Source organism: Rhodanobacter sp. L36 (assembly GCF_009765755.1).
GTDB lineage: Bacteria > Pseudomonadota > Gammaproteobacteria > Xanthomonadales > Rhodanobacteraceae > Rhodanobacter.
Window position 1 is genome coordinate 549,912 of record NZ_LMUV01000011.1, and the last position, 23,704, is coordinate 573,615.

The following is a 23,704-nucleotide window of genomic DNA, read 5'->3' on the forward strand; positions in this document are numbered from 1 at the left end:
AGTGACTCGCGCTCTGTATCAGCGTGAAGGCTCTGCTCCACACCAAGTGCGATTCCGGCCTTCGCCGGAATGACGAAGTCTCTAAAGAGTTCTTCAACAGTGGATAGCGCCAGCTATTTCATGGGCCCATCGGTACCAAGCCGGCGGGCGTGACGGCGACAATGCGCTCGCCGGGTGCTGGCGGTGTTTCGTGCAAACCGGTCAGCGTGCCGAATGCCGGCAACAACCCACAGTGTTCGTCAAACCGAAACGCGGGCAATCGATGCCTGCGCCAGCCGTCGTGCAGCAGTACGCCGGGATGCACGTGACCGGCCAGCACGTAGCAGCCGTCGATCTCGCCGGGCGCATGGCGCAGCACGATGTCGCTGATGCGCAGCGATTCGGTGATGACTTCGAAACCGAGTTCACGCGCGTCGAAATGGCGATCGTGATTGCCGGCGATGAGGATCATCGCGATGGCGGCGTGGCGTTGTCGCCATGCACTGACCATGCGAATCCATGGCGCGTCGAGCGGCGCGGCGCCGTGCACGAGATCGCCGAGCACGAAGACGCGTTGCGGTTCGTAATGCGCGATCAATGCGTCAAGTCGCGCGAGGTCGCCTGAGGTCTGGCCGGTTGGCACGGCGAGTCCCGCGCGACGCAGCACCGAGCCCTTGCCGAAGTGCACATCGGTGACCAGCAGCGCCTTGTGTCGCGGCCAGTACATCGCGCGTTCGGCGTGCAGCGTCCACGATTCGCCGGCGATGCGCATGCGCAGTTCGTTCATCGGTCGGCGGCCTTTTCGAGGGTGGCCAGCATGCGATCGACGCGGCTTTTCCAGTCGTCCGCGTGCACGCCGCCGCGCAATCTTTCGACCCACAACGGAAACGCCAGCGGCGTGAGTCGCGGCGTTTCGACCCACAGCAATCGGCTGCGCGCGCAACGAATCAGGCAGTCGCGCAGGCGCGGGTAATCGAGTTGCTGGTCGAGCACCTCGTGTTCGGCCTGCCATAGCAATGGATGGCCAGGATCGTGCTGGCGCAGCACGTCGAACAGCAGTCCACTGGAGACCTGCAACTGGCGCAATGTCTTGCCGCCGCCGGGGTAACCGTTGAACACCAGCCCGGCGACGCGCGCCACTTCGCGAAACTGTCGCCGCGCCAGTTCGGTGAGGTTGATGCTGGCCCGGATGTCGCGACGCAGGTTCCATGGATGCAGCAACTGGCGCATCGATTCGGCGTCGAGCGGCGGCAGTTTGCGCGCGGTAATCGCGAGTCCGTAATCGTTGACCGCGTAGCCGTAATCGGCCTTGGCGATTTGCGAGAGGCGATAGCCGAGCACGGCGGCAAGGCCTTCGTGCGCGAGACGTCCGGCGAACGGATACACGAACAGGTAATCGCCTTCGCGCGTGTGCGTGCGCTCGATCAGCACTTCATCGACCTGTGGCAAGCGCGACTGCTTGCGCTGGATCGCCAGCAGCGGCGCGAGCGCGCGCATCTCCGCGTCGGGCGCGTCGGCGTCGGCCAGCGTGCGACGCAATTCGGCAGAGAGTTCGCCGGACAACGGCATGCGTCCGCCCATCCATCGCGGTACGCCGCCTTGTCGATTCGATGCCTGCCGCACGTATGCCGTCATGTCGCGTACGCGCACGAGTTCGAGATGGCGCCCGGCGAACAGGAAGCGATCTCCCGGTCGCAAGCGCGACACGAAACTTTCTTCCACCGCGCCGAGCCGCGCGCCTTTCATGTAGCGCACCTGCAGGCTGCCGTCGGCGGTGATGGTGCCGATCGACAAGCGATGCAGCCGCGCGACGCGTTTGCTTTCGACGTGATAGCGGCCATCGTCGGCGCGCTGCAGCTTGTGATATTCGGGATAGCCGGCCAGCGCGGTGCCACCGTGCTGCAGGTACGCCAGTACCGCGTCGAACTGCGCGCGTGGCAACTGCGCGTAGGCACGTGTGCTGCCGATTTCCGCATACGCCTGCTCGGCCTCGAAACCGCCGCCGAGCGCGCGCGTCAGCAGGTGTTGCGCGAGCACATCGAGGCAACCGCGCAACGGGCGACGTGGTTCCAGATGATGCGCAGCGAGTGCGCGACGTGCCGCCGCGATTTCCGCCAGCTCCAGCAGGTGCGTCGGCACGCACAGAATTTTCGATGGCAATCCCGGCGCGTGTCCGCTGCGACCTGCACGTTGCAGCAAGCGCGCCACACCTTTGGGACTGCCGATCTGGATGACGCGTTCGACGCTGGAAAAATCCACGCCGAGATCGAGGCTCGACGTCGCCACCACGCAACGCAGCGTGCCCTGGCGCAAGCCTTCCTCGGTGGCGAAGCGCAGCTTGGGATCGATCGAGCCGTGATGGATCGCCAGCGTCTCCGGCGACTCCGGCCACACCGATGCCAGTGCCTCGTGCCACAGCTCCGCCTGCGAGCGCGTATTGGCGAACACCAGCGCGGAGCGTACGTCGAGCACCGCGCGCAACACGCGCGCGAGTTGCTTGAGGCCAAGATGCCCGGCCCATGGAAAACGTTCGCCCGCATCGGGTAGCGCGGTTTGTATCTGCGTGCGTTTGCTGGCGCCACCTCCGATCAGAACACCGTCACCGGCGAGCGTCGCCAGTGCTTCATCGAGATTGCCGAGCGTCGCCGACAAACCCCACACACGCATGTCCGGTTGCAAGGTGCGCAAGCGCGATAGCCCGAGTTGCAGCAGCGTGCCGCGCTTGTTGCCGATCAGCTCGTGCCACTCGTCGACCACCACGCCGCGCAGATGGCTGAAGCGTTCGGCGGCATCGGGATAACTGAGCAACAGCGCGAGACTCTCCGGCGTGGTCACCAGCAGCTCGCAATCGCCGCGACGAAGCTTCGCGCGCTCGCTGCTGGTGCTGTCGCCAGTACGACGCAGCACGCGCCACGGCAGGTCCATCGCTTCGACCGCGGCGGTGAGATGTTGTGCGGTGTCGGTGGCGAGCGAGCGCAGCGGCGTGATCCACAACAACTGCAAACCGCGTTCGGGTCGCAACACCGCGTCGATCATCGGTCCACCGGCCGCGGCCAGCGTCTTGCCCGTGCCCGTGGGCGCATGGATCAGTCCGTTGCGGCCATCGGCCCACGCGCGCCACGCGGCGCGCTGGAACGGTGCCGGCTTGCGACCCATCGTCGCGAACCAGGCACGCAGGCGGGCCTCAGCCCGACGCCAGGCGGCGGAGGTCGTCGAGCTTGTCGGCATCGCCGATGCCCTTGTCGGTACGCCAGCGCAGGATGCGCGGAAAACGCACGGCCACGCCGGACTTGTGTCGGCCGGATAACTGCACCGCCTCGAACGCGAGCTCGAACACCTGTTCTGCATCCACCGCGCGCACCGGCCCGAAACGATCGGTGGTATGCGCACGAATCCAGCGATCGAGCCGTTCGATCTCGGCGCCATCAAGTCCCGAATAGGCCTTCGCCACCGGTACCAGCGTGTCGCCGTCCCACACGCCGAAGGTGTAATCGGTGAACAGGCCGGAGCGCCGTCCGTGGCCGGGTTGCGCATACAGCAGCACTGCATCGAGCGTGTGCGGATCGATCTTCCACTTCCACCAGTCGCCGCGCTTGCGGCCAACGCGATAGGGCGAATCGAGCCGCTTCAGCATCAGGCCTTCGGTCTGCCGTTCGCGCGATGCCTCGCGTTCCGTGGCAAGCGCCTCCCATGCATCGGCGACGATCGATGGCGACAGCATCAAGGCCGCATCGGTTTTCTCCAGCAGGCCGGCGAGCAGCGTGCGGCGTTCCTGCAACGGCCGTTCGCGCAGATCGACGCCGTCGATTTCCAGCAGGTCGTACGCCATGAAACGCACCGGCGCGTCGGTCAGCAGTTTCGCGCCGGGTTTGAGTTTGCCGATGCGTTTCTGCAATGCAGTGAACGGGCGCGGCATCATGCTCGCCGCATCCCACGCAAGCACTTCGCCATCCAGCACGCCATCGGCCGGCAACGACAACGCGGCGCGTTCAATCTCGGGGAAACGGCCGTCCAGACGTTCCTCGCCACGCGACCACAAACCGACGTTGTCGTCGCGGCGCATCAGTTGCGCGCGGATGCCATCCCATTTCCATTCCGCCAGCCACAGCGAAGGTTCGCCCAATGTTTCGACGTCGTTTTCCAGCGGCGACGCGAGAAAGAAAGGGTAGGGTCGATCGGCAAGGTGCTCGCCTTCGTCCGCATCGCGCGTCAATGCCTGCAGCGCAGCAGCGTCGGGTCTCCAAGGACCGCTCATGCGATGGGCGATGAGGTCGGTGGATTGTTCCGACCACTGCGCGATCGACTGCACCACCAGCCGTTGGGACACGCCCACGCGCATCGATCCGGTGATCAGCTTGTTGAGCAGGAATACCTGTGTCGACGGCAGCCTGCGCCACCACTCGCGCAGTTGTTCGATGCGTTCCGCGCTTTCGAGCCGCCCGAGTGCGGGAAGTTTTTCTTCCATCCACGATTGCAGCGATGTGTCCGCCAATGTGCCGTCGCCGGCGGGTAGCATCAGCGTGATCGTCTCGGCGAGATCACCGACCTTTTCGTAGCTCTCGTCAATCAGCCAGTCCGCGTAGCCCGTGCTCGCCGACAATGCCTGGCGCAACTCGGTGGACGTCGCCAGCCGGCGCAACTTTCCGCCGCCCAACACGTACACCGCCCATGCCGCATCGGCGGCGGGCGCATCGCGCAGATAACTCGCGATGGCCTCGCGCTTGGCCAGCGTGGAAGCAGTGCGATCGAGTTCGGCGTAGAGCGCCGCGAAACGTTGCATCAGCCGCCGCTCTCGTTGTTGTCGCTGCCGCGAAGCACGCGCAGCGGTTGCGCATCGTGCCCTTGCTCGCGCAGATAGCGGATCAGCGTTTCGCCATCGCCGTGTGTCACGTAGACGCGTTTCGCCTGACTGTCCCTGATGCTTTTCAGCAGCCCGGGCCAGTCGGCGTGATCGGACACCACGAAGCCGCGGTCGTAACCGCGACGCCGACGGTTGCCGCGTATCTGCATCCAGCCGGATGCGAAACCCGTCGATGCCTTCGCAAAGCGTTTCATCCACGGCGATCCCGCTGCGGAGGGCGGCGCGAGAATCAGCTCGCCGGCAAAGTCGCGGCCACGCGCCGATTCGCCGACCGGTTCCGTGGGCACCATGCGCACGCCGGCCTCGCGATAACTTTCCACCAGCCGCAACATCGCGCCATGCAGGTGCACGCCGCGATCCGTGCGCAACGCCAGTTCGGCCAGGATGCGTTGCGCCTTGCCGAGCGCATAGCAGAACAACACGGCCGGCACCTGCCGGCGCGCGCAGTCGTCCCACCAGGCGAGCAGGTCGTCGATCACCTGCGCCATCGGCGGCCAGCGATACACAGGTAGTCCGAATGTCGACTCGGTGACGAACACATCGCACGGCATCGGTTCGAACGGCACGCAGGTCGGGTCCGGCTCGCGCTTGTAGTCACCCGACACCACCACCACGCGACCGTCGTATGCCATGCGCACTTGTGCGGCGCCAAGCACGTGTCCCGATGGATGCAGCGATACGGAAACATCGCCCATCGCGAACACCTCGCCGTAGCCATGCGCGTCGATCACCGCGTCGTGCCCCAACCGTTCTCGCATCAACCCGATGCCTGCCGCCGCCACCTGATAACGGCCGCTGCCCGAGCGCGCGTGATCCCCATGCGCATGCGTCACCACCGCCCGCGCCACCGGCAGCATCGGGTCGATGAAGAAATCACCGGCGGGGCAGTAGAGACCTTCGGGACGTGGTTGCAGCAGGGGATCGGACATCACTCGACGTTAGGCGCGGCGGCGTCAATGCGGCGGCAAGGTGGGTCGGGGCATTTCCGACTTTCACCGCGATGACAAGCATTCGCTTCGTGAGCGGTGTACCGGCAGTCAACGCATGAGCCATGAAAAATGGCGCGCTTTCGCAAGCGCGCCATCTGCTGGATCAGCCATCCATCGACAACGGCGTGTCCTCAGCACACCAGTGGATCTGAGGACATCGGGCCGTCGGATTATTTCGGCGTGACGTGAAACAGCCCGCCGTCATCGGCGTCCTGCAGCATCCACAGCGAGCCGTCCGGCGCCTCCTCGATATCGCGGATGCGTTTGCCGATGGTCCAGCGCTGCACCGCCGTGGCGCCGCCCTTGCCGTCGAACGTGACGCGGATGATTCCCTCGCTGACCAGACCACTCAGCAAGGCGCTGCCATTCCATTTCGGAAAGAGGTGACCCTTGTAAAACATCAGGTTGCCCGGCGCGATCACCGGCACCCAATAGATCACCGGCTTGACCAGGTCGGGCCGCGTATCGGGACTGGGGATCGGCACGCCGTTGTAGTTCATGCCATAGGAAACCAGCGGCCAGCCGTAATTCTTGCCGCGCTTGATCAGGTTCAACTCGTCGCCGCCGCGAGGGCCATGTTCCAGTTCCCACAGCCGGCCATCGGGGCCGAAGGCCAGGCCATACGGTGTGCGGTGACCGATGCTCCAGGTTTCCGACGGCGTGAGGTTGGGCGTGGGGAACGTATACGTGCTCACCACCGGTGCCGTCTTGGCCTTCTCGGTATCGGCGGCCGGATCGATCAGCGGAATGCTTTGCGCGCCGACCTTGCCTGCCCACGGGTTACCCGGCGCGGGTTTGCCATCCAGCGTCAGCCGAAGAATCTTGCCGACCGGTTGGTTGGGATCCTGCGCGGGCGTAAAGCGCTGGCGGTCGCCGACCGTGAGGAAGAGATATTTGCCATCCGGCGAGAACGCGATCTGCGCGCCTGCCTGGCCGCCCTTGCCCCGGGGCATCTGTCGCCAGATCACCTGAAAACCGTCCAGCCCGGGCTTCTTGCCATCCAGCACCAGCTTGCCCCGGCCCAGCGCCAGCCCACCGCCGTAGTCACCCGGTTCCACATAGGTGAGATACACATTGTGGTCGGTGGCGTAATGCGGTGAGAGGAACACGCCCAGCATGCCGTTCTGACCCTCGACATAACTCGCGGGCACACCCTTGAGTTCGGTTTTCTCGCCCTGCGGCGTCACCAGATCGACACGGCCGACCTTCTCGGTCACCAGCATCCGGCCATCCGGCAGAAACGCGATGCGCCACGGCAGATCGAAGCTCGCCACCTTGGTAACGGTGAAGGGAAGATCGGGGTCGGGTTTCTGATCGCCCGCATTCGTCTGCGCATGGGCAGCGCTTGTCAGCAGCGCCGAGAGAACAATCGCGTGTGCCAGCTTCATCATTGCCTGTTTCCTTTGCGTCCGGATGATCCTGAACATCCTAGTGTTTCGAATGCCGACTTGGTGTGATGGTTTGCCTTGATTCGGGCTGTGAACTGCTTTGCAAAGGGAGATCGATGCGGACTGTGTCTTGTCAATTACCTGCTTTGAAATCGCAAGAAGTTTCATCCTCCGATTGATTTCCATCCTTATGCGTTTGAATCAGACTGCTGCGGTCGTTTGCGTGAAGCGGATCTTGCGTAGCGAACGGCAAACGAAGGTCCGCTTTCGACCCAAAGCGGATTTCTCACAGTCGTATTTTTGAGCGCAAAATTACCTTCAATGTCGACAGCCCAGCATTCGCGTTCGATTGATGCAGCGGCTAAAGCAGCCCTCAAGCCTCTTGGTTGTGTGCAGAAAGGACGATCAAGAACTTGGCTTGATGATCATGCATGGTGGATCGGGGTAGTTGAGTTCCAGCCGTCCGCTTGGGCACAAGGCAGTTACTTGAACGTTGGAGCATGCTGGCTTTGGTACGAGAAGGAATACTTGTCTTTCAATACGGGAGGTCGGGTCGAAAACTTCCAGCCATCCTCAAGCGATGATCAGTTCTCGTTGATAGCCCGAAGCTTGGCGAAACGTGCAAGCGAAGAGGTAGTGGTCCTGCGCGAGCGCTTTAAGTCAGTTACGCATGTGCACGCATGGCTCGCGGATCAGCAAGCAGCTTCAATATGGGATCACTACCACCTAGCCGTAGCGGCCGGATTGGCCGGTGCAACAGAACTGAGTAAACGCTCTTTCGCCGATGTGATGTCCGATCCAGAGGACAGGCCTTGGGCTGCTGACATCAGGCGACGTTCCACTGAACTCATGCGCTGCCTAGGCTTTCGCAGCGGATTTGATGCCGAGGTTATGGGGACGGTCGAACGTGCTAGAAATCTTCTAGGTTTGCCGAGCATCGAGGGGCAACCAAGCACCTTTGACTAACGTGTTTGTGTGACGTTCGTTTTTGACCCATAGCGGACTCCGGAGAACGAGGTTGAAGGCTCATGGCAACCGGCAAACAAACTCGGACGATCGAACTGGCAATGTTGCGAAGAGCAGTCGACGCTCTTTTTGACCACGTGATGATTGCTCGCGGCATTAATGAGGTCGTCATCGACCAGCCTATGTACTGGTCAATTCTCCCCCACGATTCTCGCAAAATGGATGAGCCACCGAGTGAGCTAGGAGTGGGTAACTTGAATGATGATCTGGATTTCGTTCCCAGTGTCCTCAAAACGGGCGCATCACCTGTTTCACTTACGCTGACGGAGGTTGCTCCGTTGCTAACCTATGTCGGGGAAGTTGTAGGCGGGTAGTTGTCCGCTTTTGACCCAATGCAACCGGTCGATCAATATCATGGCCGCGAGCTATCAGCGTTGGACCTCTAAGTGCGCAAACCTGGTAAAACGGCAATCGCCACGATGCTCGCCGCAGGTTCGGTACTGGCAGTGTTGTCATGGTCCATCATTGATGCTCCTGAAGACACTGGCATCCGGGTCGTTGGTCACGTGGTGGACTGTGAGGTCATCGAGCGAGCAAACCAATGCGTTGTTGTTCTTACACCTTCGAACAAGCAGGTTTGGGTCTTCAAACCGTTTGCAAAGAGGGGCGATCTCGTGACTCTTAAGGAAATGAAGAGACCGATTTTCCATGGCGCTTCGTACGCAATCTCGTTTTGAAAAGCAAAGTGGCCGCTTTCGACCCATAGCGAACATTAAGCAATGTGAGCATCACCATCAGCACAACTCGGCAGTGCCCATACGTTGGCGTCTGATCGTGACGACCAAGTAACGGCGTGCAAAAAGGGCGGAGTGGCTTTAGCGCTTTGAAAGTGGCGGATCGAAAGTGAAGAGCAGAAACGCAAAACAGCTAACCCACTGACGACGTTTAAGACGTACAACGCGGCGCATGAAGGAAACAAAAATTAAGCCTGACTGATAAAGGCGCGTACTCGGCGGCGCGTTTCTCGCACGCTTCGCAGATCGGGTCGCTTCCTTTGAACGACCTTTCTGTTGTCTGGTTCGCACGCAACGAGTCGCACGCAGCCTCCCACTCACTGCATTGCCCGCTTCGATCGTCGGCAAGACGTCCCGGGACTCTTCCTTATCTATCGTTGATTCGCCTCAAAGTGAAGGCGAACAACGTCGGCTTATGGTTTGCCCGGCGACGTTTTCTGCGGAAGCATGGTCAACAGCTGCACGCTTTTTTTGCCGTGAGGGTGGCTGGTTGACTCCCTATTGCTTTGGTCTCTTTGGTTTTTCAGCGCCTAAAACCCTCCTATAGGCCCTTAAGCTGTGAGATTCGACAAATAATGTGACCGCTGGCACAGTCCGTGCAACCGCGCTCCTGTACCGAACCGAAAATGATTGGTTCTTCAGGCAAGCAAGCGAAGGGTAAGGCCTGCATGGCAGGGGGAGCTTTAACCGCGATGTGCGTAAACAAGGGGGAGGGGGAATATCAGAGCTCACGCGGCGATCTTCGGACGCTGCTCGTCTTGTCCTGCCGCGGCGGGGCACATCGCCACCGCTAGAACAAGACTGTTCGTACTGCATGCGCCAGCAACGTCTGGCAAGTCTGGCTTTCCGCCGGGCTACTCATTCTTTTATCTAAATTTCGGACATCATCATGAACAAGATCTATAGCAAAGTGTGGAACAGCGCCTTGGGTCAGCTGGTTGTGGCGTCTGAACTAGCTAGCAGCGCTCGCTCAGGATCTACATGCGGGACGGGCCAAACACGCTCACCGTTCGCCCTGGCTTTAACGATGATCGGTTTCGCTGTTGCTGTCGGTGTGAGTGCACCTGCCTCAGCGCAAGTATTTATTGATGATGGTACGGACGGAACGTGCGCGGTCATCACGGACACTACCGTGAACGTCTTTTCCGGAAGCGTGGTGAACAGCAAATGCAACACCAACGTCGCAACACAGACAGACCATTCGACTTTTTTTGGACCTGCCGGATCGGCTGGTACGGGTTCAAACAGTCTCAGCCTTGGCGGATTGCTTTACGTCAATAGCACCGGCTCAATCATCGACGGTCTCGCACTGAACAATCAGAAGCTGACAGCATTGGCCAACGGTTCCGTAGCTCCGGGAAGCACCGACGGTGTTAATGGTGGGGAACTTTACAGCACGGGCAATGGCTTGCTGACCGCACTCGGCGGTACAGGTGGCGCCATTAGTACGACTGGAGTCATCACGGCACCGAGCTACGCGCTTTCGACGGGAACAGCTACCAGCGTGGGTAGCGCGCTGCTTAATATCGATACGTTTGGTCTCAAATACTTTCGGGCCAATTCCACGGGAACAGCAGCCAGCGCGACAGGCGCTAACGGCATCGCTATTGGCAATGCATCTGTCGCATCGGGTGCCGGCGCAATCAGCTTTGGCGCAAGTTCGTCTGCCGCAGCAGCGGGTGCGTTAAGTTTCGGAAATGGCGCTATTTCGGCAACCAACGGCGATTTGGCAGTCGGCAATAACACCAACGCCTCCGGCGGGGGCTTGGGGTCGATCGCGATCGGTACGGGAGCAAAAGCCCTGACCAGCGCAGTCGTCATCGGTAATGGCGCAACGGGATCATCTCCTGGCGGCACACCCGTGGCCATCGGGTTCAGTGCTAACGCCGTGAGTACCTCGGGCAGTGGGATTGCGATCGGCGACTGGTCCAAGGCGTCAGGCATTGGGGCGATTGCGATCGGGGGTCAGCCGGCCGGAAATTACACTGCTGGTCAATCAACACTTGCAATCGGCAACCGAAGCGTTGCGCTGGGGAATACCAGCAGCAGCAACGGCAGTGACAGTGTGGCGGTCGGCAGCGGTGCGATCACTGCATCAGCGGCTGCAGCAAGTGTTGCTCTAGGCTCGGGTGCATCGGCCCAAAATTCTAACGATGTGGCACTGGGTGCGAAGAGTGTTACTGCCGCGCCGACGACCGGTGTGACAGCCTTGTACGGCGCCTCTGCTGCGGGGGTCGCCAAAGCAGCTTCCGGCGTCGTGTCTGTGGGCTCCCTCGGTAACGAACGTCAGATCAGCAACGTCGCCGCCGGTGTGATTTCTGCCACCAGCACGGATGCGGTCAATGGCTCGCAGTTGAATTCCGTGGCGACGGGCGTCAACAAAGAAGGCGCGGCTGCTGCAGCCGCATTGGGCGGTGGCAGCACTTACAACAGTGCAACCGGTGTGATCTCGACGCCGAGCTACACAACCTACAATGCGGATGGCAGCACTGGCACGGTAAACAATGTTGGTGCGGCACTGGCTGCAGTGAACAGTTCGGGCATCAAGTATTTCCACGCCAATTCCACGGACCTTGATAGCGAAGCGACGGGCACGGATTCGGTGGCCATCGGTCCGGACAGCCAATCGAATGGGGCCAACAGCCTTGCTGCGGGCACCGGAGCATTGGCTGCAGATGCGAATGACACCGCCGTCGGTTCGGGAGCGACAACTTTCACCGGTGGCGGCAATACAGCCTTGGGTGCGGGTTCGAACGCGGGTAGTGCCCTCGGGGACGACACGGCGGTTGGTAACAATGCCAGCGCAATCGGCGGTGATAGCGTTGCCCTTGGGAACAACACGCGGACCGTCGGTGCCAACGGCGTAACGATCGGCTCTAACGCCACAGTCAATTTCGACAACGATGTTGCACTGGGCTCTGGCGCTCAAGATACACGCGGCGCGCTGACGGGGTACTCCGCTCCTGGCCTAACCGCAGCTCAAACTTCGTCTGGCGAAGTCAATGTCGGCAACCGTCAAATCACAGGAGTCGCGGCGGGCAGTGAAGCGAACGACGCGGTGAATGTCAGTCAACTCGAATCAGTTGCCACCACTGCCAATAACGCTGTGCAGTACGACAACCCAGGGAAAACCAGTGTGACGCTGGGTGGTGTGGGCGCTACGACGCCAGTCACCGTGACCAACGTTGCCGATGGTGATCTCAGCCCCACCAGCTCGGACGCGGTGAACGGCTCGCAACTCAACACGACGAACACGAATGTCACCAACTTGGGTACACAGGTTGACAATATTTTTGCCACAGGCACCAAGTATTTCCACGCAAATTCAACGGGGCCGGATAGCAGTCCTGTTGGTGCAGACAGTGTCGCCATCGGTAGTGGCGCGATATCCAACAACGCCGGTGACGTAGCGCTCGGGATGAATTCATTGACGGCCGCCGTAAACGTCACGCCCAGCGCAACCATCGACGGCACCGTCTATAACTTTGCCGGCGCCGGCGCAGGGGTCACGAGCGTTGTGTCCGTCGGTTCGAATGGAGCAGAACGTCAGATCACCAATGTAGCTGCTGGCCGCGTCACTGCGACGAGCACGGATGCCGTCAATGGGAGCGAGCTGTTCGCAACGAATACCGAAGTGGGCAACATCGGCACGGCTCTCAACAATATCAACAGTGGTAGTGGCATTAAATATTTTCGCGCCAACTCGGCACTGGCTGACGCCAGTGCGGCCGGCACAAACAGCGTGGCAATCGGTCCGACGGCTGTTGCTGCGGGCACTGCCAGTGTGGCCGAAGGCTTGGGCAGCACAGCTTGGAACGACAACAGCATCGCGATCGGCAATGGCGCGACGGCCGGCATCAGTGGTGACCCGACACGCATTTCGACCATCGCCATCGGCAACCAGTCGGTTGCCAGCGCGCAAAACAGCATGGCGATCGGCGATGGCTCGAAGGCCAGCGGTCCGCAAGCGACGGCCATTGGTTCCAACGCGCAGGCGACCTCCGCACAGTCAACCGCGCTTGGTCGCGGCGCCAATGCTGCTAACAATGCGACAGCGCTTGGCATGAACGCCGTTGCCACCGGCACGCGTTCCACTGCGGTGGGACAGGGAGCCGCGGTTACGGTGAACGATGGCACGGCCATTGGGCAGATGGCCAAGGTCACGGCTGTGGGTGGGGTTGCGCTGGGGTTGGGCAGCAGCGCGGATCGTACGGGACTGGCTGGAGCACCGGAGTTGTTCTCGGGCGTAGCAATCACGTCGACATCTGGCGCGGTGTCGGTGGGTAGCGCCGGTGGCGAGCGGCAGATCACGAATGTTGCCGGTGGCACCCAAGCGACCGATGCGGTCAACGTGCGGCAATTGCAGACTGTGCAAGGTCAGTTGGTCAGCACGATCGGCAGCGGATACATGACCGCCAACGCGGACGGCAGTGTCTCCGGCCCAACGTTCAACCTTACCGACATCAGTGCAACAGGTAGCCAGTCGACGTCGAGCTACAACAACGTTGGCGATGCACTCAGCGGCTTGAACACCAACATTGATAACGTCGACAACCTGGTCAATGGCATTACGGCAGGCGGCGGCATCAAGTATTTCCACGCCAACTCGGCGCTTGCGGACTCAGCGGCGTCAGGTACCGACAGCGTAGCGGTCGGACCGCTGGCTAACGCTGTCGGCAGCAATAGTGTTGCTGTTGGTAACGGCGCGGCAGCCCATACTGCCGACGACGTCGCCATCGGCTCAGCTTCGTCGACGGCTGCAACCACCGTTGTGTCCGGCGCAACGATCGGGGGTGTCAGCTATGCCTTCGCCGGTGCGACGCCGGACGGTGCATTCTCGGTCGGTTCGGTCGGTCACGAGCGTCAGATTCAGAACGTGGCGGCGGGGCGATTGACCAGTACAAGCACGGATGCCGTCAACGGCAGCGAGCTCTTCGCCACGAACCAACAGGTGACTCAGAACACCACGGACATCAGCACCATCAACGATGGTGGCGGTATCAAGTACTTCCATACCAATTCGACGCTCGGCGACTCGACGCCGACCGGTGCAAACAGCGTGGCGATCGGACCGGAAGCCAACGCTGTGGGCGGTAACAGCGTGGCGGCAGGTAATGGAGCGACGGCCACCAACGTTGATGACGTGGCGATCGGTGCGGCTTCAGTTACTGCGACAACCACAGCGGTTACCGGGGCAAGTATTGGTGGGGTCAACTATGTTTTCGCTGGCGCTACACCGGATGGCGCGTTTTCGGTCGGATCTGCGGGTCATGAGCGCCAAGTGCAGAACGTCGCGGCGGGCAGGCTGAGCGGCACTTCGACGGATGCCGTCAATGGTAGCCAGCTGTTCGCTACCAACGAGCAAGTGACACAGAACACCAACGACATTGGCAATATCGATGCGGGCGGCGGCATCAAATACTTCCACGCCAATTCGACACTCGCTGATTCGACCGCCACTGGCACGAACAGCGTGGCGATCGGACCGACCGCCGTTGCCAACTTCGCCAACGATGTCGCCGTCGGATCGGCATCGACGACCGCCGCGACAGTGGCCGCGGCTGGTGCAACGATCGGGGGTGTTAGCTATGCCTTCGCCGGTGCGACGCCGGACGGCGCGTTTTCGGTTGGTTCGGTCGGTCACGAACGTCAGGTTCAGAACGTGGCAGCCGGTCAGTTAAGTGCCTCGAGCACGGATGCTGTGAATGGCTCGCAGCTATTTGCAACCAACCAGCAGGTGACGCAGAACACCACCGACATCGACAACATCAACAATGGCGGTGGCATCAAGTATTTTCATGCCAACTCGATCGGTGCAGACAGTCAGGCTTTGGGTGCTGATAGCGTAGCAATCGGTGAGAATGCGATGGCCAATAACGACGGCGATGTTGCGCTGGGTGCAGGGTCCGTCACTGCGGCGTCCGTAGATACGGCCAGCGTGACGATCAACGGCGTGACCTACAATTTTGCGGGCATCAACCCCGCGAACGTGGTCAGTGTGGGCAGCGTGGGCAACGAACGCCAGCTCACCAATGTGGCAGCCGGGCAGGTGACGGCCACCAGTACCGATGCGGTCAACGGCTCCCAGCTGTATGCCACCAACCAGGCGGTGGACAACCTGGGCACCGTGGTCAGCAACATCAATAACGGAAACGCCAACAGCAAATACTTCCACGCCAACTCGACTGGCGCGGACAGCCAGGCAACCGGCACCGACGCGGTAGCCATCGGTCCGACATCTGTCGCCTCCGGTGACAACAGCATTGCTGCCGGTCATGGAAGTACGGCATCCGGCGACAACAGCACCGCGGTAGGCAACGGCAGCACGGCTTCGGGTCAGGGCAGTACAGCAGTCGGCACAGGCGCGACAGCGACCAACGACAACAGTGTGGCGATCGGCTCGGGTTCAACGACGGATCGGGACAACAGCGTCTCGGTCGGTTCGGCGGGCGATGAGCGCCAGATCACCAACGTGGCAGCCGGTACTGCAAACACCGATGCGGTGAACGTGAGCCAGTTGAAGCAGTCGGTGACGCAGGCCAACGCCAGCAACGTTCAGTACAACAAGAACGGCGACGGCAGCGTCGACTACCACAACGTGACGCTGGATCCGGGTGGCGACCCGACCATCATCCACAACCTGGGTGCGGGCGTGGCAAATACCGATGCTGCAAACGTGGGTCAGTTGAACCAGGGCATCACGACCGCCGAGAACTGGGCCAAGAACTACACCGACCAGAAACTCAGCACGATCAACAGCGAACTCAACACGATCGGCAACCGCGCGAACGGTGGCGTTGCTTCTGCCATGGCGATGTCCAGTCTGCCGCAGGCCTATCAGCCCAACCAGAGCTCGGCGGCAGTGGCCTTGGGCAATTTTCACGGTGAAACCGGCATCGCGGTCGGTGTATCGACCATCACCGAAAGCGGCCACTACATCTTCAAAGTGAACGCCTCGACCAACACGCGCGGTGATGCTGGCGTGGGCGTCGGTGCGGCGGTGGTCTGGTAATTCCGATGACGGCGGCGCTTTCCGGTCGGAAAGCGTCGATCACTTGAACGGCGCGCAGACATGCGCGCCTACATAGCGAGAACAACATGCATAGTTCATTGGCAAGAAGCGTTGGGATGATGGCCGTGTTGCTGGTTGCAGGCACGTTGGGTGCCTGCGGAAACATCAGCCACAAGATTGCTGCCGATGGCAGCAGCGCGGAACAACTGGTGTGGCCATCGCCCGACAGCACGACGCCGATCCACAAGAACGGCACGTTTCCAGACGTGTCCGACTTGCGGCTCATCAAGCCCGGCATGAATAAACATCAGATCGCGCAGTTGATCGGCACGCCGCATTTCAGCGAAGGCGTTTGGGGCGTGCGCGAATGGAACTACCTCTTCAACTTCCGCAAGCATGGCTCGAATGAAGTGACGCAATGTCAGTACAAGGTGCTGTTCGACGAGCAGAAATTGTCGCGCAGTTTCTACTGGCAGCCACAAACCTGTGCGGCGATGCTGGATGAGCCGATGCACGAGCGGCACGAAGCGAAGGAGGAGGTCTTTACGTTATCCACTGATGCGCTGTTCGCGTTCGATAAATCAGCGGTCGGCGATATCAAGTCAGGAGGTCTCGAACAACTCGATACGCTGGCAGCTCAGATCGTCGCGAAAGATGGCCAAGTCCGGCATATCCACATCGTTGGCTACACTGACCGGCTCGGCGGCGCCGCCTACAACGACAACTTGTCGGATCGCCGGGCTAAATCGGTCATGCAATATCTCATGAAGCGCGGTGTGTCAGACCAATACATTAATGCCGAGGGTCGTGGCATGAACGAGCCCGTAAAGGAATGCCAGGATGCTGATCGCAACACACTGATCGCCTGCCTGATGCCAAACCGCAGGGTTGAGATTCGTGTAGAAGGCATTGCAAACAGCGACACACATTGACTCCATGCGACAAGCGCAAATGACGATGAATGATTGCTCCATTCAATCTAGCCCGGTTCAAACCCTGAAAATTCCAGAAGCTCTCGCTTTCAGCGCGATTGGTTAAGGTGTTCGATCACGCGAAACGTCCGCTTTCGACCCAAAGCGGATCTTTCTATGCTGGTGTCACGAGGGTCAAGGGGAAGCTCGAATGGGTGACAAAATCGCAACTACGGTGTTCTGGCTGATTGCCGGTTCGCTCGTCATCTTTGGTTTGGTCGCGCTCGCGGGTTTCCCATTTCGTAGCTTGGAACTCTGACAACTAGTGGTAGGCCTGCTCTGCGCCATCGCCTTGATGTTTGGCCTTCGCCAGTGGGTGCAGATTCTGCGTGGAAAGCGGCGCGCGGGTGGCTGACCGAGAGGTCCGCTTCCGACCCAAAGCGGACCTGGCGCGAAAAGCAACGGACGGCCCTATGCGACGGATATTGCGTGGATTGGCGACATTGGGATTTATATGCGCGCACCTGCAGACTCTTTCAGCACAATCTCTTACAGCTGGTCAAAAAACGGACATGGCTGCGGCGATGCGGCCATAGAGCTGCTCATTCGCTAGCGCTGCGAACGTACTGTCCACTTCGACTCATAGAATTTCGGAAGCGCTATCGTGTCGATTTTTACGAAACGACTTCCACGCAAGGTGTGACTACCATTTAGCGGAATACAATGCCCGTTAACCCCTCGGATGCGTTCCAAAGCTTCGAGGCCACGCTCACGTCCAACGCCTGTGATTCGATCTTTCCTGGGCCCGGCGGCCCTTTGAATTCCTTGAAGCCCTGCGGGCCAAAATATTGACCACCCTTCACTCCAGGCATCGTTGCAGCCATCAGTGTAGGCAGCGCTCCCGCAGCGGCCGATTGACCCATGAGACTTTTTGCGACAGGGATAATAGTGCGCAAGAAAATATTTGCCTTGGGCGCCGGACCGTTGGCAAACAGGTCCGTACGCGCGAAACCCGGATGCGCTGCGACACTGGTCAAGTCCCAGCCATTCGCATTGCTTCGTCGATCAAGCTCGAGCGCGAACATGAGCATGGCGAGCTTGGACTGAGAATAAACCGGGAATGGCTTGTACCCATGCTCGTAGTTGAGATCGTCGAGCTGGATTGCGCCTGTGCGGTGCCCGAAGCTGGACAACTGAACCACGCGCGCTTTCGCTGCGCTTAAAAGTGGTCGAAGTCTCGCAGTCAGCGCGAAATGAGAGAGATAGTTGGTGCCAAACTGCAACTCGAACCCGTCCGCCGTGGTCCCGCGATCATGCGGCGCCATGATGCCTGCGTTATTTACCAGCATGTTGATTGGCCGACCTGCGGCGAGCATGCGGTTAGCGAAATTCTGAATCGAAGTCAGACTGGCCATGTCAGCGAGTTCGAATCGGACGTTCGCATTTTTATGTTTCTGGCGGATCCATGCTTCCGCATGGCGCCCTTTGGTCGGATTGCGTCCAGCCAAGATGACGTCAGCCTTCGCGGCAGCCAATCCCAGCGCGGTCTCAAGTCCAAGACCGCCAGTTGCACCGGTGATGATGGCCAGTTTGCCGGATTGATCGGGGATGCTTTCAGCAGTCCAGGTCGTCATGTCTGTATTCCTTCGTATTGAAGTTTCATCACGTGTTTGCATTTGGCCGACAAGCGCTCGCTCTTCTCCATGCGGAGAGGCCGCACTCGGCTCAATGCGTCGCGATCGTCATTGCGTGTCGGAGATGTCGCCGACGAACCTGTGGCCATGGGCGCCGCTTTCCACGCTTGCTGTCGACGAGGGAGACGGGCAGTGGCAGTGATCAAGCGCTCACCGGGAAGTTGGTCGAGCCTGCCTCATCCTTTTGCGCTTCAATTGAAGCCAAACGATCCGACAACGCCTTCTGAATAATCGTGTAAGCATCGCTGCCCATCACGATCCGCTTCGGCGCAGGTTCCTGATCGACGCTGGCAATGATTTTTGCCGACACCTTTTCCGGATCACCCGGAGCGGGGCGCGATGTGTCTTTGATCATCACGTAGACGAAAGCTGCGGGCGTGCCTTTGTAAGCGTCCATTTGTTTGCCGAGCTTGACGCTGCCGCCGCGGAAGTTGGTACGGGCCCCACCTGGCTCGATGATGGTGACGCCGATATTGAAGGGGGCAAGCTCTAGGCCGATCGAGTCTAGGAAACCTTCAAGACCCCACTTGCTTGCGTGGTAAAGCGAACCTCCTGGAAGTGTCGCCTGACCACCAAAAGTCGACAGGCCGAGGATGCGTCCACCGCCTTGCGCTCGCAGATGGGGTAAAGCTGCGCGGATCAGCATGATCGGGCCGACCAGATTGGTGTTCAGCTGATGAATGATCTGCTCGTCGCTCAGTTCTTCGGCGGCGCCGAAGAGGCCGTAGCCGGCATTGCTTACCAAGACGTCGATCCGGCCGAGCTGCGCGAACGCCTGATCCACGACCTGCTGAATCTCGGACGTGTCCGTCATGTCGAGATGGCTCAGCCAAAGCTGATCGCCGTACTTCTGCTTGAGGTCGTTCATCGCCTCCATTTGGCGAACGGTGCCCGCCACGCGATCGCCGCGCGCGAGCAGTTGTTCCGTCATGTGTCGGCCGAAACCGCTGTTCACACCAGTGATGAGCCAAGTTCTTTGTGCCATATCAATCTCCGTGCATGAGCGTCGAGGAAGCTCGACCATGTGATTGATGGTAAGGTGGCTTGGTCAGACTATGAATACTTTTACGTCTTGATTAATTGCTCAATAGTCTGAAAATTACATAGACTCCTCTATGTCTTGAGGTCCGAGATGTCTGTTGACCCCTTTTCCGATGTTCTTGACCTGATCCGGGCCAAGTCGGTTGTGTCCGGCAGTCTGGTGGCGGGTGGTGCGTGGTCGATTCGATTTCCGCCGTCGGACCTCGTCAACTTCTGGGGCGTCGCGCGAGGCGAGTGCTGGGTACGGATTGGATCAGCCAACGCGCTGCTCCATCTCGAAGCCGGAGACTTTCTTTTGCGTACCGCGTCTGAAGGGGCCGTTCTGGCCAGTGATATGGCCACGACGCCGGTCGATTTCGAAGACGTGCTCGCATCGGGCACGGATGGCCGACTTCATCATGGCCAAGGCGAGCAGTTCTTGATGATCGGCGGCAAGGTGGAACTGGACGCAGCGCATGGAGCGGCGCTCATCGATGCATTGCCGTCATCGATTCACATTCGCCATGGATCACAACACGCAACCATCCTCGAATGTCTGCTCACGCAACTCGTGCGCGAGCGGACGGAGGACATGCCGGGTGTCGCGACGGCGTCGACTCAACTCGCCCACTTGATGTTCATCGAGATTCTTCGCGCCCGTCTGGACTCGGGTGCCGAGCTTGCTCCGGGCTGGTTGCGCCTGGTGGGCAATCGACGCCTGGCACCTGCTGTCCGACTGCTTCACGGCGAACCGGCCAGAGCATGGGGACTGGAAGAACTTGCTCGCGAGTGCAACATGTCACGCGCAACATTTGCGGTCCATTTCAAAGCAGACGCCGGGATCACGCCGCTCGCGTACCTGGCACAGTGGCGTATGCGTTTGGCAGAACGGGCATTGCGCGACGGCGATAGCGCGATTTCAACACTTGGTTATTCGCTGGGATACACATCGGAAAGTGCATTCAGCAATGCGTTCAAACGGCTTGTTGGCAAGGCTCCCGCACGCTACCGCGCCCAAGCACGACTTCGCTAGTTGGAAGGTTTGGAAACAATCCGTCATTTCAGCCGAGCGATACCTCAACTGAGAATGTCTGCTTTCGACCCATAGCGGACATTAAAGTCCGATCAACAGGAAATAAATTGGGATGACCGCTGTCTTAAAAGTAAGGAAAGTTAGATGCGACGTCTCCGGGCTGTAGCATTCAATGTGCTCTTAGAAAGCGCCGTCAACACGAAAAAACATTCTGATGGCCGCTTGCTTTTAGAGGCCATACTCTTAATCGTGAGCTTCATCAGCGCCTTCGCGTCTTTCTATTTGGTGGCCACCGCGCTTGTATCGCTATCTCATTTCATTGCGCTTCGAGTGCTCTTTGGTTTCGTATCTTCACTGCTTCTTTTGGTGGGAGCGGGCGTGGCCAGCGGCGACGCTTCTGGACTCTGGCGGCTTCCCCTGCGCGCCTTGGCGCTAGCCGCCATCCTCGCTGGAGCGGTCGCCCTAATTGGTGAGGCTTTTGCAGGTGACTGGCATAGGCTGTTCGGTGCTTTAGGACTTCGGGCTCTGATATGTATTTTGGTGGGCATTGCAGTATTCGTCTTGACGCAGCGTTTGCGAAGCTTCTTGCTGTCAAAGCAACATAGATGATGAGAACTTAGAGACGATCGGCGCCAGTGGTGCTGTGACACTCATCCAGTGTCCGCTTTCGACCCAAAGCGGACGTGCGGGCCACATCGCGAGGCTTACTCTCAGTGTCACGAGTTTAGGGGTGAGAACGTGCACGATCACTTGGTAACTGTAGATGCCGACACAGCTTTGATTCGCGTGTTTCGTGTGTCGCCCGACGGGCGGCGGACACTATTCACCGAATACAAGTTGCCTAGTCACAACCAACAAGGATGGACGGAACAGGTTACCCAACTAGCGCATATTCTCGGCGAGGACCTCCTCATTGACTCGGCGTCGCTGCGCGAACGGTTTTCACTTTGACGCTAACGTCCGCTTCCGACCCAGAGCGGACCTGAAGAGTGAAGTTGTTCGATTGCCAAATGCAGGAGGATCGGTGAATACGTTTGTGTCATTGACGCGTAAGGTCGCTCTTGTTTTATGCATTCTCGATCTGACTGCGTGCCAAGCGAGCAGCGCTGTACACGGATGGATTTCGGTCGATTGAATCAAGCTGATCGAATAGACATCGCGACGAGCAACATGACAACACTGCGAGTCATTCGTGACAACCGTGAAATTGGTCAACTCACAGCTTTCGCCCGAACGCACGACACCCAATGGAAAACGAATGGGGCCGGTGTACCCGTTGCTCTAGTAGGAGCCAATTTCTATGCGGGGAACAAATTTCTCGGCGACCTCGATGTAGGAAACAATTTCCTGACGGCACAAGGTTGTGGCGACTTTCAAAGCAGGGACGTTTCTCCGCAGGATCGCGAGGAAGTCTTGGGTCTGTTGGGGGTCAAGGACCCCTATGAGGGAAACCACTAACGCTTGACCTGTCCAAGTCCGCTTCGACCCAAAGCGGACATTTCATAGGCCGGGTTCGAAGGCTCACTGCACGCCTTGGGCAACAGGTGCTCCACGAGGGAGGGGCAGGCCGTGTCAGCTGCAAGGCGGACCGCACAGCGCATCATCGACATGAACCCACGTATGAGCGGGGTCAGTGTTGCGGATTGAATTACTGCTCCTAGCTCAAACCGGTCGCGCAGCGACCCTGGCCCTGACGACGGCTACCCAAGTTTCTTTCCGGGTAAGCGCGAACGGCAGGCCAAACGGTTTCATCAAGGATGGCCCCCATTGCACGGCCGATAGGGCGCTAGATCTCGCTCTGGTCAACTTCCGAAACCCGGGACAGTGGGCACTTTCCTTGGGGCGGGTGCCTTGGAATGTCGATTCTGACCCGTGTTCGATCGCTCTCCGAGTGCCAACCGTGGCTCTCCGAGCCCCAACGTTGGATTTTTTTCATCGGCGCTTGGCTCTTTTAGAGCCAAGCGTGGGTCTTTGAGAGCCAACGGTGGCTCTCCGAGTGCCAACCGTGGCTCCCAGAGTCCCAACGTTGAGTCTTTTTCATCGTCGCTTGGGTCTTTTAGTGCCAAGCGTGGGTCTTTGAGAGCCAACGTTGGCTCTCCGAATGCCAAACGTGGCTCTCCGCGTCCCGACGGTGGCTCTTTTTCATCGGCGCTTGGGTCTTATGGAGCCGACCGTGGGTCTTTGAGTGTCGACGTTGGCTCTCGGAGAGCCGTCCTTGGCTCTTTTCCGGTGGCGCGTGGGTCTTTCTGGTCCGCTGATGGATTCGGAAGGGACTGTCGGCAATCTTGTGTTTGAGCCATAGACTGCCCGACCGGGGCGAGGAGGGACTATGGCGAAGAAACGAACCGAAGCGTTTCCGACGGCCTGATCTCTGGCTGCTCTCATCGGCGCGTTGCAGAAAGCCCCGCACTGCGGGGCTTTTTTTGTCCTTACTTCCCGATGGAAAGCGTCGAAACGACGATGCCGAGCACGTCGTCGTTCGATACCGTGCCGGAGGTCTCGACGATGATGGTGCGCTGGCCGTTACTGACGAACACGGTCATGCATTCGCCGGTATCGTGCACGCCGTTTTCGTCCTCGATGCCGCAGTCGGCGGTGGCGCGCCAGCCTTTCCAGCCTTTGCCTTCGATGCGCTCTGCGGCTTGCTTGTCCATGCGCCCGGATTTGGTCCAGCCGCCTTTTCCGTCTTTTGCGAACAGCACGTCGGCGGTCATGGCGTCGTCCAGCGGCAAGGCTTTTGAAGAGATGTAGAAGAGGTCCGATTTGTTGTCGCTGGTCTGGTAGGCAACGCACGGGACGCCGTCCGCCACTGCGCCGCAATCTTTTTGATGCCAGGTGCTGTCGATGTCGAAGCCGGCGTGCAGCAAGGCGCTTTGCACATGCCGGTGTGTGGCGGCCTGCGCCGACGTGCCGGCGACGAGCAGAACAATGCCGGCGAGGTGGGTGGTCCAGCGTGCATGAAGTTTCACGTCGTGTCGCTCCTTGATGACCCGACGCCCGGGTCGGTGCGCACTGTATCAAGCGCGACTTTTCCGGTGCTGCGTGTTCGATCTCTTT

16 protein-coding genes are annotated in these 23,704 nt (G+C 59.8%); 8 read left to right on the top strand and 8 right to left on the bottom strand.

Features of this window, described 5'->3' with window-relative positions:
* Window positions 1-118: 118 nt before the first annotated feature.
* The 5 genes from pdeM to GSQ73_RS12295 form a co-directional block, all read right to left on the bottom strand.
* Entirely contained in the window at window positions 119-766 is a 648-nt protein-coding gene (pdeM, locus tag GSQ73_RS12275) for a ligase-associated DNA damage response endonuclease PdeM (RefSeq protein ID WP_158884373.1), read from the bottom strand.
* Window positions 763-3,207: a ligase-associated DNA damage response DEXH box helicase gene (locus GSQ73_RS12280; protein WP_158884375.1), complete on the bottom strand. Its 2,445-nt coding sequence runs from the start codon at window positions 3,205-3,207 to the stop codon at window positions 763-765. Before GSQ73_RS12280 ends, pdeM begins: the two co-directional genes overlap by 4 nt.
* On the bottom strand, window positions 3,164-4,759 hold the full coding sequence (locus GSQ73_RS12285) for an ATP-dependent DNA ligase (protein WP_158884377.1): 1,596 nt from the start codon (window positions 4,757-4,759) through the stop codon (window positions 3,164-3,166). The genes GSQ73_RS12280 and GSQ73_RS12285 overlap by 44 nt, the downstream gene beginning before the upstream one ends.
* On the bottom strand, window positions 4,759-5,769 hold the full coding sequence (locus GSQ73_RS12290) for a ligase-associated DNA damage response exonuclease (RefSeq protein WP_158884379.1): 1,011 nt from the start codon (window positions 5,767-5,769) through the stop codon (window positions 4,759-4,761). The genes GSQ73_RS12285 and GSQ73_RS12290 overlap by 1 nt, the downstream gene beginning before the upstream one ends.
* A 230-nt stretch (window positions 5,770-5,999) precedes the next feature.
* Window positions 6,000-7,220 carry a PQQ-dependent sugar dehydrogenase gene (locus GSQ73_RS12295; RefSeq protein ID WP_158884381.1) on the bottom strand — a complete coding sequence of 407 codons (1,221 nt, stop codon included), beginning with the start codon at window positions 7,218-7,220 and terminating at the stop codon, window positions 6,000-6,002.
* Window positions 7,221-7,538: 318 nt separating this feature from the next.
* Here GSQ73_RS12295 and GSQ73_RS12300 point away from each other — a divergent pair, with 318 nt between their 5' ends.
* From GSQ73_RS12300 to bamE, 5 genes are all read left to right on the top strand, one after another.
* Window positions 7,539-8,183, top strand: a complete 645-nt coding sequence (locus GSQ73_RS12300; protein WP_158884383.1) for a hypothetical protein — start codon at window positions 7,539-7,541, stop codon at window positions 8,181-8,183.
* Between the two features lie 62 nt (window positions 8,184-8,245).
* On the top strand, window positions 8,246-8,557 hold the full coding sequence (locus GSQ73_RS12305) for a hypothetical protein (protein ID WP_158884385.1): 312 nt from the start codon (window positions 8,246-8,248) through the stop codon (window positions 8,555-8,557).
* A 72-nt stretch (window positions 8,558-8,629) separates the two neighbouring features.
* Window positions 8,630-8,920: a hypothetical protein gene (locus GSQ73_RS12310; RefSeq protein WP_158884387.1), complete on the top strand. Its 291-nt coding sequence runs from the start codon at window positions 8,630-8,632 to the stop codon at window positions 8,918-8,920.
* A 946-nt stretch (window positions 8,921-9,866) separates the two neighbouring features.
* Window positions 9,867-15,989 (top strand): ESPR-type extended signal peptide-containing protein, encoded by a 6,123-nt coding sequence (locus tag GSQ73_RS12315; RefSeq protein ID WP_158884389.1) that lies wholly within the window; start codon window positions 9,867-9,869, stop codon window positions 15,987-15,989.
* An 86-nt stretch (window positions 15,990-16,075) separates the two neighbouring features.
* Entirely contained in the window at window positions 16,076-16,921 is an 846-nt protein-coding gene (bamE, locus tag GSQ73_RS12320; protein ID WP_158884391.1) for an outer membrane protein assembly factor BamE, read from the top strand.
* Between the two features lie 689 nt (window positions 16,922-17,610).
* On the opposite strand, the gene GSQ73_RS12325 is transcribed toward bamE, so the two are convergent.
* Both GSQ73_RS12325 and GSQ73_RS12330 read right to left on the bottom strand, forming a co-directional pair.
* Window positions 17,611-18,534, bottom strand: a complete 924-nt coding sequence (locus tag GSQ73_RS12325; RefSeq protein ID WP_158884393.1) for an SDR family oxidoreductase — start codon at window positions 18,532-18,534, stop codon at window positions 17,611-17,613.
* A 202-nt stretch (window positions 18,535-18,736) separates the two neighbouring features.
* Entirely contained in the window at window positions 18,737-19,579 is an 843-nt protein-coding gene (locus GSQ73_RS12330; RefSeq protein WP_158884395.1) for an SDR family oxidoreductase, read from the bottom strand.
* A 147-nt stretch (window positions 19,580-19,726) separates the two neighbouring features.
* Between GSQ73_RS12330 and GSQ73_RS12335 the strand changes: the two genes are divergently transcribed.
* From GSQ73_RS12335 to GSQ73_RS12345, 3 genes are all read left to right on the top strand, one after another.
* On the top strand, window positions 19,727-20,647 hold the full coding sequence (locus tag GSQ73_RS12335) for an AraC family transcriptional regulator (RefSeq protein ID WP_158884397.1): 921 nt from the start codon (window positions 19,727-19,729) through the stop codon (window positions 20,645-20,647).
* A 144-nt stretch (window positions 20,648-20,791) separates the two neighbouring features.
* The gene (locus tag GSQ73_RS12340; RefSeq protein ID WP_158884399.1) at window positions 20,792-21,256 is read left to right on the top strand and encodes a hypothetical protein; all 465 of its coding nucleotides are present in this window, start codon (window positions 20,792-20,794) and stop codon (window positions 21,254-21,256) included.
* Between the two features lie 561 nt (window positions 21,257-21,817).
* Window positions 21,818-22,105, top strand: a complete 288-nt coding sequence (locus GSQ73_RS12345) for a hypothetical protein (RefSeq protein WP_158884401.1) — start codon at window positions 21,818-21,820, stop codon at window positions 22,103-22,105.
* Window positions 22,106-23,076: 971 nt separating this feature from the next.
* Here GSQ73_RS12345 and GSQ73_RS12350 read toward each other — a convergent pair.
* Complete coding sequence (locus GSQ73_RS12350; protein ID WP_158884403.1) at window positions 23,077-23,616, bottom strand: hypothetical protein; 540 nt, start codon at window positions 23,614-23,616, stop codon at window positions 23,077-23,079.
* Window positions 23,617-23,704 lie beyond the last annotated feature (88 nt).